Here is a 13434-nt window from a genome sequence, read left to right as displayed (position 1 = left end):
TCTTAGCCGAAACGCCATATCCAATCGACCAAGAGAAAAGTGCTAGGATATTTCCCAATTTTCAATCCTCTCGGTTTTAACCAGAGGTAATTATCAATTATCAATTATCCATTATCAATTAATGAATTTATATCTAGTGCCGGATGACGGAAATAAGTGACCAGTGACAAAATACTCAAAGCCTTACCAATCAAAACTTCTGAATTCTGAATTCTGAATTCTGACTTCCGCGTAGCGGTACTAGGAATAGTCAGGAGAGAGGGAAGATTCCATAGCATAAATTTGTAAGGACGTTATATAGAATATGTCTCTACATATATTATGTAAAGGTTTTTTTGCATTGGTTGATACAGCTATGAAATCTAAGTTTATAGAAGCCCTAAGCGTATCTCCAGAAAAGAGGGAGAGGGATTGGGGGAAAGAATTGATGTATAGAAGCCCTAAGCGTATCTTGTTACCCAGTATGGGTGGGTGAGAATTCAGAATTCAGAATTGGGAGGATGTTATAGAATCCCTAAGCATATCTTGGTACGGGGTATGGGTGCGTAGAGAATTAAGGAGCAGCTCAAAATAGAATAGGGGAAAAAGATGGAAAAATACTCCAACTCTCCCCACCTCCCCATCTCCCCACGTCCCCAGACTCCCGATCATAGATCCCAAATAGGTTCTATACGATGGGAAAGCAGGTTTGTTGCAGACAGATGTTAGTAAGGCATCGGTATCTAATACAAACCCAGTTTCTACAATGGCAGAAAAATCATAGCTAAAATCAGCAACGCCGGTTTTTTTGATAGCTATACACTACTTAATTATATTAGCGATCGCTCTTGCCAAAGCATCCATAGCTTCCCTGACTTCAGTCTCAGTAACTATTAGTGGAGGCACAAACCGCAAAACTTTTGGACCAGCTGGAACAATTAACAACCCCTCATTCATGGCCGCTTTGACTATATTAATAGAAGTCAACTCTACATCTGCATTCAACTCCATACCATTAATTAAACCCCAACCCCGCACTTCAGTAAATAAGTTAGGATATTTAGCTGCAATAGCATTTAATCCTACTCGCAACTGTTCCCCCCTCTGCTGTACATTTGCCAATAAATTTTCCTGTTCCAAAGTCTGACAAACGGCCAACGCCACCGCACAAGCAAAAGGGTTTCCGCCAAACGTGCTAGCATGACTCCCAGGTTCAAATACATCACAGTGAGATTTACATAACATTGCGCCGATGGGAATACCCCCACCTAATCCCTTCGCAGAAGTAAAAATATCTGGTTCGATACCCAGATTTTCATATCCCCAAAGTTTGCCACTGCGACCCATTCCTACTTGTACTTCATCTAATATTAAAAGAATGCCTTTCTCATTACAAATTTCTCTAATTCTTTGGAAATAAGCTACATCACCAGGGCGTACACCACCTTCTCCCTGGAGTGCTTCTAACATAATAGCTGCAACTTGTCGTTTGTCTTTGTCTAATTCAGCGATCGCGCTTTCTATAGCGTCAATATCATTGTAGGGTACATAATAAAATCCTGGCATTAAGGGGCTAAAACCTTTGTGATATTTCGGCTGCCCAGTTGCGGTAATAGTTGCCAGAGTTCTACCATGGAAGCTTGCATGGGCAGTCAAAATTGTGGGATTTTCGATATTTAACTTCTCGTGGGCATATTTCCGGGCAAGTTTGATTGCTCCTTCATTAGCTTCTGCTCCAGAATTACAGAAAAATGCTTTGTCAGCACAGGAATGTTGTATTAACCATTGTGCCAATTCTCCCTGAACTGGAATATAGTATAGATTAGATACATGGTGTAATCTTTGAATTTGCTCTGACACTGTTGCCATCATTACGGGGTGAGCGTGACCAAGAGTGCAGGTAGCAATTCCAGCAACAAAATCTAAATATTCTTTTCCTTCAGTATCCCAAACGCGACAACCTTCACCCCGTTCGAGAGCAATGGGAAAACGCCCGTAGGTGTTCATTACATAAGCGTTGAAGTTGTCCGCACTAAATGTTGTATATGCACCAGGTGTTTCTAAAGACTGTTTAACTATTGTTTCTGAAGTCATAAATTATATCCTCAATTATATCCTCAAAATTAAGGTCAATACTAACTTAATATTAGGAGAGAATATGGATTTTTTCCGCTTTTTTTAATTTATTGTATTTTTGGCAAAATTAATACTATATTTTATCAATTATTATTTCTATTATTGGCTATTATTTAGATTATTTTAAAGTTTATTTTTGTTATTAATAAATAAATTCAATAGTGATGATGGCGATCGCTATTTTTTAAGTCTGGGATAATTTATATTATAATTTACTGATATCGGTCTCAATCAATTATAAATAATCATTTTCTATTACAAATTAAAATTTACATATTAAAACTTCTAAATTTCCCAACAATTATGAATCGATTCAGCATTAAAAAAAAACGTAAGCATTCAGCTAGCCTATTACAAAAGAACCAGGTTATCAGCCAATAATGAATAATTCCTTCTAAGTTTAACTGAGCCTAATTTAGCAGTAATTTTTAATTTTCTCTCAATTCCCCCAATTAAGTTTATCTGCTCCAAAATAAATAGGTGATAGCTGAATGCTTAAAAAAAATGTTTGAATCAATCCTCTTCTTTGAAAGAGAGGTGATTCTAAATTATGAATTTAGAATTTAGAATTCAGAATTTATCTCTTGATTTTTAACCCAGTCATAAGTTCTAGATCTTTTCTAAACAACAGAGCATCTCGACTACGGATATCAACGATAGTTACATTTTCATTATTTTCCTTATCCCAATAAACAATTGCTACTTGAACTCTAGCTTGTTTATCTATTGCACTAACTATCCCACCAAGAGGAGAAAGAATACCTTTAGCGACACTTTTTTCTACTTGACTTTTAGCATACTGTCCTGTAGAAATTTCTGTAATATCATCTTTCTTTAAACTAAAATTACCATCTTGAAATTCTTCCTTCCTAAATTCTGCATCTAGAGTTCCAGCATCGGTATCTATAGTAACTTCACATGGTTTTAACTCCCCACTATCCTGAATTAAACAGTAAGCACCATGAGTTCTTACTAAGGCAAGATTAATAGGAAAAACCAATGAAAAAGCAGACACAAAACTAATTAATTTATTTTTCATAATTTCAGCAAAATAATTAACAACTTCAGAAATATTTTGATAATATTCAGAATGGTATTATCAAAATCATTGGATTAACAATCCACCTTTTAATCAGTGAGAAGTTAAATCTTTTTTCTAGTTTGATAAAAATAATATAGTAAGAATTGAACTTCTGAATTCTTACTTATAACTTCTGAACTCTAAATTCGTTATTGAGGATTTTCCGTAGTCCGAATCTTTAAACCCGTCAAACTTTCCAACTCTTGCTTTAAAGGCTCGCTATCTTTTGTCTTAATATCAATCAAAGCGATATTTTGTTTGTTTTGAGTATCCCAATATTCAATTGCGAATTGAGTGCGTTTTTCCTTAGCCAAACCAACTAATGCCCCTAAAGGTCCTAAAAGTAAACTTGCTCCGATAGTTTCTTTAGTTCTTTTTTGAGCGTGTTCACCACTTGAAATCTCAATGATTTTGTTACCTCTCAACCTTAGATTATCCTTTTGATATTTATCAGACCTAAAATTCATTTCAAAGCTATTTTGTCTGGTTGAGACAACAACGATACATCCTCTCATTTTACTACTAGCTATATGGAGACATTTAGCGCCATATTCTCCTGCTAAAGCTAAGTTATTAGTAAAAATAACTGAAGCAACAGATATAAATAAAGCAAATTTTTTCATAAAACTAAAGCTCTAAAAAATCTAAACTTGATGACCAGGTGATTAACATCAATTCCTGGCCTATTATATTGATACTTATTATATAGTAGTCCTCAGCGTGATTGTGCGAAAAATATTTGGGAATTAGGAAACAACAATTACTGAGAATGATAAACAGGGATAATAATTTCAGATTGGTATTCTATGATTCCACCTAACCTATTCCCCCCAGGGAGGATAGTTACTACATTCCTACTCACATCTCTAAAAAATCAAAGTTATTTATTTTGATTTAAGTAAGATTATTATTATAAATAAAGTTAAATATTTCCTGGGATGATTTCAGATTAAATTTTTATTAAATCAATCAAATTTGCCAACATCAATTAAAATGATTGAAGAAAACTATATTTTTTTAATCAACGAATATGAACAATTTACAGCCGTGGACTTCGCTTTTAGGCAGAATATTCCTCTCTGCCGTTTTTATCAAATCTGCTATTGGTAAAATTTTGGGTGGAGCAGGTACTCAACAATATATGGAATCTTCTGGAGTTCCTGGTTGGTTATTAATTCCAACGATTATTGTTCTTTTAATAGGTGGATTATCTGTTTTAGTAGGTTATAAAGCTCGTTATGGGGCACTTGCATTAGTAGGATTTTTAATTCCAGCTACTCTGATTTTTCATAATGTTTTTATAGACCCTGCTCAAGAAATTGCGTTTATGAAAAATCTTGGATTAATAGGAGGACTTTTAATGGTAACTTCCTTTGGCCCAGGTAGAATTAGTTTAGATGAGAAAAGTATTTATAGGGAGTAGGGAATTTATTAATTGATAATGGATAATGAATAATGGATAATTACCTCTTTCATAATTGATAATGAACAATGGATAATGATTTTTGAGTATAATTATTAATTATTAGGATAAGTTTTAAACCGGATTGATTAATTATCCATTATCGATTAATAAAAGGTAGTCGGGGAGTAGTAAAAAAAAGAATAAAAAATTAAAAAAATCTACTAATTTTATAAGCAAAATTAATTACTTAAAAATCAATGTTTAAAGCGTCTCCTTTCAGGGATAAAAAAAGAAAAAAAGTTCCGATGAAGCCATCCTATCGTTTTTAATAAGAGGTAATTACTAATTATTGAAACATCATATTAACTCCCTGTTCTGAGTTAAGTGTTCCCTTTTCCCTCTCTCAAATAGGAAATTACTAAAAGCAAAACTACTTAAAAAATATGAAAACACAATGGGAAAATTTTCTACAAAATCTTGGTGAATGGCACGGTTCATTTAGTAATATTTCTGCCAAGGGAGAAATACTGAAAGACACACCTAGTATTCTGATTTTAGAAAGTTTGGATGAAGCAAATAAACAAGTACGTTTAACACTACGTCGATTTAACTCTTTTGCCAAAACTCCTGAGTCAAAAGTTGATGAAATAGTGACAGAATATCAGACTCTAGGTAGAAATCTTTTATTTTTTGAAAAAGGTGCTTTTTCTAAAGGAAACTTTCAAATAGCACCTTTTTCAATTAATGGTGCTGAGTTTGGTTTTGTTAATAAAAATCGTCGTCTACGTTTAGTCGAATTATTTAACAAGGATGGCGATTTTGATAAATTAACTTTAATTCGAGAAAAACGAGCTGGAACAGATGCTTCAGAAAATCCTCCTTTGACAGTAGATGCTTTATTAGGAAAATGGCAGGGAGAAGCTATTACTATGTATCCTGACTTGCGGAAACCCGATACTTATCCTACTCAAATGGAATTAAATATTGATAATACAGGTCGATTAGTTCAGCAAATTACTTTTGGTAATACTAATCCAAAAACTCTCACTTCTACTGCTAGAATTGAAGGTTCAATTTTACACTTCGATCAAAGTTCCCAACCTGTACAAGTCTTTTTACTTCCTGATGGTGCTTCTGCTACTTTGCCTGTAAAAGTTGAATTGAGAAAAGCTTTATTTTTTGAACTTGGTTGGTTAGTTGAAGCGCAACTTCGTCAACGAATTATTCGTAGTTATAATGACAAAGGAGAATGGGTAAGTTCGACCTTAGTTACAGAGCATAAAATTAAATAAATTTATAATTTAGGGAGTAGGGAGTAGTAATTCTGGTTCAGTATCTTTAATCTATGAGAATACTAAAAATGTCATTATCTATCAGAATTATTTTGCTAATTGTTACAACAGTTTATCAAGCGATCGCCTGTTATCTGGAAAATCAAAAACTACCTCCAGGAAAGCTATTTGATGTCGGCGGTTATCATCTACATTTGTACACCCTAGGAAAAGGTAATCCCACAATTATTATAGAGCATAGCTTAGGAGGAATAGAGGGATATTTCCTAGTAGAAAAACTGGCAAAATTAGGACGAGTATGTATCTACGACAGAGCTGGATTTGGATGGAGCGAACATAGCCCCCATCCTCGAACTAGCAGTCAAATTGTCGAAGAATTAGATACCCTACTCACTCAAGCTAAAATTCAGCCACCTTACATTTTAGTAGGAAATTCCTTTGGCAGTTACAATGTCAGATTGTATGCTCATCGCTTCCCTGAAAAAGTTATGGGAATGGTACTCACAGATGGACTCCATGAGACAGGAATGCTGAAAATGCCTATCCAATTACAAGCTTTGAAACTATTCTTTATTTCAGGCTTTGTTATGTCTACTTTTGGCTCAATATTAGGATTTATTCAGCTATTAAGAAAATGTGGAATATTTGAATTAATTAAACCTGAATTACGACAGTTTTCTCAAGAGTCTAGAAATTCAGTAAAACGTTCTTTTTGTCGTTCTAAGCACTGGATTACAATGTGTCGAGAAATGCTCAATCTAAATAATAGTGGAAACCAGGTTACAATTGCTAATCAATTTGGTTCAATACCAGTTGTAAACATTAAGGCTAATTCTTTTTTCCAACCTTCTTTGTGGAGTTTTTTAATTCCTCTCAGATCTGCTAACCAATTACGGGAGCAAATGCACAAAGAGTTATCTAATCTATCAACAAATTCTATTCAACTTCAAGCCAATAAAAGCGGTCATTTTGTGTGGATAGATGAACCTGATATGATTGTTGATGGTGTTAAAATCTTACTAGATAAATTAGATCAGACTACATCCACGAGTTAACGCTAATTTCAAAAGTGCTTTATATTTTTTATCGCTGAGAGAATAAGCTCCAAATCTTTCCAAGTGGGGATTATTCATCTGAGCATCAAAAAAAACAAACTTTCGCTCTCGGAGTCGCTCCACCAACTTTACCATCGCCACCTTCGATCCTTCGGGAATATTGTAAAACATCGACTCCCCAATAAAAGCACCCCCAATGACAATTCCTAAAATTCCACCAGCAAGCTCATCTCCTTGCCAAGTCTCAAAACTATAAGCATATCCAGCTTCATTTAAGGCTTTGTAAATTTGTTTCAATTCCCCAGATATCCACGTTGTTTCTCGATCTGCACAACCCTCAACCACAGATTCAAAATCTCTATTAATAGCAACACTAAAACGATTTTGATTAATTACACGACGTAATGACCGTGGATAGCGAAATCTATCATCTAAAGGAATTAAGGCCCGTTTACGACTACCATACCACCCTAAACTATTCTCTCCATCATTCGCCATGAGGAAATAGCCTTGAGCATATCCTTGTATGATCGAATCAATATCATATTCTATCATAGGACTAACGTCAACAATTTATAATATAAACTTTAGAATTATGGCTGAACCAATCAAAGCAATTACTTTACCAAAAGCACAAAACCCCCAAGAAGAGGGCCAATGGTTAAAAACTTCCTTACATAAGTGGCTCAATCAAGAGTTTATTCCCGAAAAAGTGAACGAAGATATTGCCAACAGAGCAGCCCAAATTTTTGTTCGCCATCGCATGGAAGGGGAAAATGATTTAGGTTCATTAGTCATTGCCATTGTTACAGAAATGCAAGCCTTTGATTTTTCCCAGAGTTTTTATGGGGAGTTTGCGATCGCCAATGCCGTTAGTGACTTACTATTAGATAGTCTCGGAATAGAACGTTGTTGTGGGCAATAGTATTAATAATTGATAATGAATAATGGATAATTGATAATTAATCCCCAGAGGTTCAAAGCCTCTTCTTTAAATAATTGATAATTACAGATTATTTTCATGACTGACTCACACATAACTGCTATATCTAGTAGGGGCGAATACCATTTACCCCTACAGATGGTGCATAATTCTATTATTTGCGTAAGTCCTGTTCATTATCAATTATCAATTATCAATTATCCATTGCTTTTACCAGCTAGACTTCACAACTCCTGGCAATAAACCTTCATGGGCCATTTCTCGGATAACATTACGAGAAAGTCCAAAATCCCGATAATACCCTCTGGGACGTCCAGTTAACCAACAACGATTCCTAACACGATTAGGAGCGCTGTTACGAGGTAATCTCTGAAGTTTACGATGGAGTTCTATTTTCTCCTCTAAATCTTCTGCCTCCATGAATTGCTGTTTGAGTTCTTCACGTTTCTCAGCATATTTTTCTACTAATTTTTTGCGTTTTTTTTCACGCTCGATCATGCTCTTTTTAGCCATGATTAATTACTTTATTCCTCCAAAATAATTGGTACAGCGCTACGCGCAAGTCAGAAGTCAGAAGTCAGAAGTTATCTCTGACTTAGTTTTCGGTGCAGAAATGCTGCGCAAACAACATTTAGCAATGTCCTAACCTTTGCTTCGACTGCGATATCTTTAATTTTAGGTGATTTGCCCAATCTCTGATAATACCATAAAATTTTTCTTTTCCCCAATTTTTCATATTGGATTAAATCCAGTAGCATAGGTAAAATGCAATACTGTAGGGATTTGGAGAGCAAACCCCTACTTTTCTTGTATTTTAACAATGACTGAGGGGAGAATCTTATTTTGATGCAAAGTTGGCAGATTTAATATAGCTCAGAAAGAATTGCTTAGGACATAGACTAATGATGAATCTTAGACTAGGAAATGTTTTTATTACCAAATAATTAAGGTATAAAGCCTATCCTTTAAAGGAGAAAGAAGAAAAAATTTTCCCTACCGCTTCAATCCTCTCCCTAAAAGGAAGAGGTAACTATCAATTATTCATTATCAATTATCAATTATTTAATGTTCCCTATTCCCTCTTCACTGCTATTTTGACATAAATCAGCCAATGAACATTTATCGCAGGCAGGATTTTTAGCTTTACAAACTGCCCGACCATGATAAATTAATCGTATTGACCAATTTTCCCAATCAGGCTGAGGTATTAACCCCATTAAATCTCGCTCAATTTTAATTGGGTCAGAATATTCAGTTAAACCCAACCTTTGACTTAACCGTTTAACATGGGTATCTACTGTCACCCCGACAATAATTCCATAAGCATGAGCTAAAACAACATTAGCTGTTTTCCTTGCTACTCCAGGTAATTGCAAAAGTTGTTCCATCTGCTTTGGCACCTGAGAGTTGAACTTCTCAATAATCATTTGGCAAGCAGCTTTAATATTTTTAGCTTTATTGCGATAAAATCCTGTGGAACGCACTAAATTTTCTAATTCTTCAATATCTGCATTTGCCAGTGCTAAAGCATCCGGAAATCTTTGAAATAGAGCGGGCGTAACCTTATTGACTCGTTCATCAGTACATTGAGCAGAAAGAATAGTAGCTACAAGTAATTGAACAGGAGTTTCATAAGTCAGAGTACAAGTAGCATCTGGATAGAGATGCTTTAGACGACGGAGCAGTTCTAGCGATCGCTGTCGCTTCACTGAAAATTTACGAGTTGTTACCATTTTTGAGGAAGGAAGAAGGAAGAGGGTAGAGCGAATAATTAGTTGTCTCTTAATCAAACAGGACTTAAACAAAGAAACCGGTTTTTTTCATCAATGTTAGTTAAAAACAAGGATTTATCCTAAAAATCCGGTTTCTGGGTTCGCCTGCGTAAGTCCTGTCATATCAAATCTGGTAGTATCGCTATAAAAAAGCAGAGAAACCGGGTTTGTATTAAATGCCTTACATACTAACATTGAGCTCCCACAAACCCGGTTTCTTGTAACTCCGATTTCTCGGGAACCGTAGCAAGCGGATTTGATATGAGTACCTTGTTCCGGTATGTAAGCGAGACGTTGACATAATCAACATTTCAACCATTAAGTCAGTTTAGTAGTCTAGCATTGGGGCGCGGAGGGGTTCAGATGATAATTGGTAACACCATTAATTTAACGCGGAACCTGCCCCTACTATACCAATTAATATTTTTAACTTTTGACTTTTGAATTTTGAATTCCCAACTTATCTCTGGAATATTGAACGCACTCCATCCAAATTAGCAGTATCCCGAATAATGAGGAACACTCCTAAACCTAATAACAATACCAAACCAGTCTGCATGACATTTTCTTGCACACGAAGTGGTAAGGGTTTACCTCTAACTCCCTCAATTGCCAAAAATGCTAACTGACCACCATCTAAAGCAGGCAAAGGCAAAATATTAATCACTGCCAAATTAATACTAATTAATGCAGCAAACCTAAACAATTCGACCACATTATCCTCAGCAATTTTTGCTCCCATGTCTACAATAGCAACAGGCCCCGCTAGTTTCCCGGCTGTCTGACCGAAGTTACTAATAAGCTGCCAAAAACCTTGAATTGTCAAGAGAACAATTCTTTGAAATTCCTCAGCACCAATACTAAAAGCTTCAAAAACATTATTAGTCCGATTTCTTACTATGTCTCCATTAGAAATTAGTTGCACACCAATGCGACCTTTACCATCATCTCCTAATTCTGGTGTGACTTCTAGAAATAATTTTTCTCCATCACGCTGAATTTCCATCTCTAAAGTTTTATTAGCATTATTTTGAATTGTTTCTACCAAAGTAGAAATAGCTTCTTTGTTAGCACCTAATTCTTGGTTACCAACTGACAAAATAATATCATTTGCCTTCATACCTGCTTGAGCAGCAGCAGAACTAACATTTGTAGCAACTTCTGGAACTTTTACCCCAGGAGCGTAGTTAAAATCTGCTACACCAACAATACTTACTTGAGAAACTAAGAGAAAATAAGCAAATATCAGGTTAGCAATTACTCCGGCACTGAGAACGATCGCTCGGTCTAGAATGGGACGGTTGCGTAATAGGTCTGGATCGTCTTTAGGAATTGTACTATCTGGATCATCATCAGGAAAACCTACAAAACCTCCCAAGGGAAAACCTCGAAGTGCATATTCAGTTTGTGGCCCTTGGTATTTCCAGAGTACAGGGCCAAAGCCGATAGAAAAACGGTTAACATGGATGTTTTGGAGTCTAGCAGCCAGAAAGTGGCCTAACTCGTGAACTACAATCAACATACCTAAAACTGCGATCGCTAACAATACGGACATAAGTTATTCCTATTAAATTTCCTATTATAAACAGTTAAATTTTAATTATAGATGATTTTTTCTAAAGTTTACTCAACTAACTTTAATAGATAGTAATATTTGTTTGTAGTAGGGCTTTAGCCCTATCTATGTTCGGGCTTCAGCCCTACTACGAACGAGTTTTAATTATAACTATTTAACCGGACATGATATTAATATAATTCGGTAACATTTGTTTCTAGTAAGGCTTTAGCCCTATCTCTGTTCGGGTTGAAGCCCTACTACGAATATTCTGGAAGTATTAAGCGTCTTGCAACGTAAAAGCAAAGATACCCTAGTGCAGGATGACGGAAATAAGTGACCAGTGACAAAATACTCAAAGCCTTACCAATCAAAACTTCTGAATTCTGAATTCTGAATTCTGACTTCCGCGTAGCGGTACTAGCTACATATATTAGTCTTCCTACAAAAAAACTGACTTAGCGACGCTGCCCTCATTGCCCTAGCTCGAAGTATGCCAGACGATGAATGGGCGCAACAACAGTTAAAGCAAATGGGATTAGTCAGTGAATTAACTCGAAAAACTAAGACAAAATTAGAAGGAAAATTTGCAGGTTTTGGAGGCAGTTTTGAAGAAGAAACCGAAACAGTTAACCTGCCTCAATGTGCGTCGTTTACCCACAGATAAATCTGCCGAATATCAAAAAGTTTAATATTTGTACTTCACATACTTGGAATCTCCTGTAATTTATTTTTTTATTTAACCACAAAATTTTAATTGAGTTAAGAGCAAGACTATTTCATCAATAGCAATTCTCAAATCTTTGGTTTCTAAATCAGATTGATTAACAATAATACTAAAAACTAAAGGCTGAAAGTTCCTAGGCTGAATATATCCTGCTAAACCGGAAACTCCACTAATTGTTCCTGTTTTTGCTTGTACATTTCCCTCTGCAAAACTATTTCTAAAACGCCGACTTAATGTGCCACTTACACCAGCCACAGGTAAAGAATTTCTATAAATATTTGCCCAGGGAGAATTAGCCATAATTCTGAGAGTTTGTACTAAAGCCTCCGGACTAACTAAATTATGACGAGATAAACCAGAACCATCATTTAATCTAAAACTATTGGGAGTAACTCCTAATCTAGTTAAAATTACTTTTACCTCCTCCAAACTTTTTGCCAAAGTCTGATTATCGGATTTTTTCTTAGGAACTAATCTACTCCTAACTCCTAGTTGACGTAACAAAGCTTCTGCATAAACATTATTACTTTTTTTATTTACTTCTTCTATTAATTCTCCAACTGTGGGAGACTCGACAAAAGCTAATTCAGTCAAGTTTACATTAGAGGTTATTTGTGAATTTTTGACTATTCGAGAAACGCTTATTCCTTCTGACTCTAAAACCTGACGAAAATTATTTAAAAAATTATCTACAGGTTCCACAACTGCTACATAAACAGGTTCTGATGCCGAGCCAACTTGGAGTTGCCCAGATATACGAATTATTGGTTGAATAAAATCTCGTCCTACTTCCACAAATTCTTTTTGATTTGTTGCTACAGTCACCGAATTATTTTCAATTTGCCATTTTTTGCTTTCCGCCGGATTCACAAAAGTAACTTTTAAAGGTTGACCTAAACCTTGAGGTGACAAAACTAAATCTATAGCATTTTGATTAAATATTAAACTATTAATTGGTGCGCCATAACCAGCTTGAACATCTTCCCATTCCCAATTAGGATTAACTACCATTCCCTGAAAATAACTATCATCAGCAATTAGTTGATTAATATTTTCTATGCCCTGTTCTTTTAGTTGTTCAGCTAAATTTTTCAGTTGAGTTTCTGTTAAACTAGGATCGCCTCTTCCCACAACATATATATTGCCTTTTCCATCACCATAAACTGAAGTTCTAATTTTAAATTGAGGTCTAAGTTGTTGTAATGCTGCTGCAGTTGTTAAGAGTTTAGCTGTAGAAGCAGGAATAAAATAATATTCAGCATCTCGGCTGTAAATTGTAGTTTTTCTAGATAAAGTTTCGACTAAAATTCCCCAACGAGACCGATTTAAAATTGGACGATTTATTACAGCATCAATGCTATTAATTAATTCAGCAGGACAAATTTCTTGAGTAGTTTCTTGACTAAGTGCGATTAATGGATTGAAAAATAATACAAAGAAAGTAATTATAATTTTTTTGAGGTCAAATTGAAACATTTGCTATTAACTA

General features: G+C 35.2%; 13 protein-coding genes. 5 read left to right on the top strand and 8 right to left on the bottom strand.

Features of this window, described 5'->3' with window-relative positions:
• Positions 1 to 801: 801 nt before the first annotated feature.
• From ACP6PL_RS21795 to ACP6PL_RS21785, 3 genes are all read right to left on the bottom strand, one after another.
• On the bottom strand, positions 802 to 2073 hold the full coding sequence (locus ACP6PL_RS21795) for an aspartate aminotransferase family protein (RefSeq protein WP_426547374.1): 1272 nt from the start codon (positions 2071 to 2073) through the stop codon (positions 802 to 804).
• Between the two features lie 619 nt (positions 2074 to 2692).
• Entirely contained in the window at positions 2693 to 3154 is a 462-nt protein-coding gene (locus tag ACP6PL_RS21790) for a hypothetical protein (protein ID WP_426547373.1), read from the bottom strand.
• 191 nt (positions 3155 to 3345) lie between these two features.
• Entirely contained in the window at positions 3346 to 3819 is a 474-nt protein-coding gene (locus ACP6PL_RS21785) for a hypothetical protein (RefSeq protein ID WP_426547372.1), read from the bottom strand.
• Between the two features lie 407 nt (positions 3820 to 4226).
• Here ACP6PL_RS21785 and ACP6PL_RS21780 point away from each other — a divergent pair, with 407 nt between their 5' ends.
• The 3 genes from ACP6PL_RS21780 (at position 4227) to ACP6PL_RS21770 (ending at position 6948) form a co-directional block, all read left to right on the top strand.
• The gene (locus ACP6PL_RS21780) at positions 4227 to 4619 is read left to right on the top strand and encodes a DoxX family protein (RefSeq protein WP_426547371.1); all 393 of its coding nucleotides are present in this window, start codon (positions 4227 to 4229) and stop codon (positions 4617 to 4619) included.
• Positions 4620 to 5044: 425 nt separating this feature from the next.
• Complete coding sequence (locus ACP6PL_RS21775) at positions 5045 to 5893, top strand: DUF3598 family protein (RefSeq protein WP_426547370.1); 849 nt, start codon at positions 5045 to 5047, stop codon at positions 5891 to 5893.
• A gap of 68 nt (positions 5894 to 5961) precedes the next feature.
• Positions 5962 to 6948 carry an alpha/beta hydrolase gene (locus ACP6PL_RS21770; protein ID WP_426547369.1) on the top strand — a complete coding sequence of 329 codons (987 nt, stop codon included), beginning with the start codon at positions 5962 to 5964 and terminating at the stop codon, positions 6946 to 6948.
• On the opposite strand, the gene aat is transcribed toward ACP6PL_RS21770, so the two are convergent.
• Entirely contained in the window at positions 6922 to 7503 is a 582-nt protein-coding gene (gene aat, locus ACP6PL_RS21765) for a leucyl/phenylalanyl-tRNA--protein transferase (RefSeq protein ID WP_426547368.1), read from the bottom strand. The genes ACP6PL_RS21770 and aat overlap by 27 nt on opposite strands.
• A gap of 40 nt (positions 7504 to 7543) precedes the next feature.
• Here aat and ACP6PL_RS21760 point away from each other — a divergent pair, with 40 nt between their 5' ends.
• Positions 7544 to 7873 carry a hypothetical protein gene (locus ACP6PL_RS21760; protein ID WP_426547367.1) on the top strand — a complete coding sequence of 110 codons (330 nt, stop codon included), beginning with the start codon at positions 7544 to 7546 and terminating at the stop codon, positions 7871 to 7873.
• A gap of 228 nt (positions 7874 to 8101) precedes the next feature.
• Here the strand turns inward: ACP6PL_RS21760 and rpsN are convergent, their stop codons facing one another.
• The 3 genes from rpsN to rseP form a co-directional block, all read right to left on the bottom strand.
• Positions 8102 to 8404 carry a 30S ribosomal protein S14 gene (rpsN, locus tag ACP6PL_RS21755; protein ID WP_094671973.1) on the bottom strand — a complete coding sequence of 101 codons (303 nt, stop codon included), beginning with the start codon at positions 8402 to 8404 and terminating at the stop codon, positions 8102 to 8104.
• 545 nt (positions 8405 to 8949) lie between these two features.
• Positions 8950 to 9624 (bottom strand): endonuclease III, encoded by a 675-nt coding sequence (gene nth, locus ACP6PL_RS21750; RefSeq protein ID WP_426547366.1) that lies wholly within the window; start codon positions 9622 to 9624, stop codon positions 8950 to 8952.
• 499 nt (positions 9625 to 10123) lie between these two features.
• Positions 10124 to 11218 carry an RIP metalloprotease RseP gene (rseP, locus tag ACP6PL_RS21745; protein ID WP_426547365.1) on the bottom strand — a complete coding sequence of 365 codons (1095 nt, stop codon included), beginning with the start codon at positions 11216 to 11218 and terminating at the stop codon, positions 10124 to 10126.
• 493 nt (positions 11219 to 11711) lie between these two features.
• On the opposite strand from rseP, the gene ACP6PL_RS21740 reads away from it, so the two are divergent.
• Complete coding sequence (locus tag ACP6PL_RS21740) at positions 11712 to 11885, top strand: hypothetical protein (protein ID WP_426547364.1); 174 nt, start codon at positions 11712 to 11714, stop codon at positions 11883 to 11885.
• A 72-nt stretch (positions 11886 to 11957) separates the two neighbouring features.
• On the opposite strand, the gene dacB is transcribed toward ACP6PL_RS21740, so the two are convergent.
• Positions 11958 to 13421 (bottom strand): D-alanyl-D-alanine carboxypeptidase/D-alanyl-D-alanine endopeptidase, encoded by a 1464-nt coding sequence (gene dacB, locus ACP6PL_RS21735; RefSeq protein ID WP_426547363.1) that lies wholly within the window; start codon positions 13419 to 13421, stop codon positions 11958 to 11960.
• Positions 13422 to 13434: the final 13 nt, after the last annotated feature.

Source organism: Dapis purpurea BLCC-M126, from assembly GCF_050015975.1.
Taxonomy (GTDB): Bacteria; Cyanobacteriota; Cyanobacteriia; order Cyanobacteriales; family Microcoleaceae; genus Trichodesmium.
Note: the sequence above shows the minus strand (reverse complement) of the source record. Positions and strands in the feature narration are given on the sequence as shown.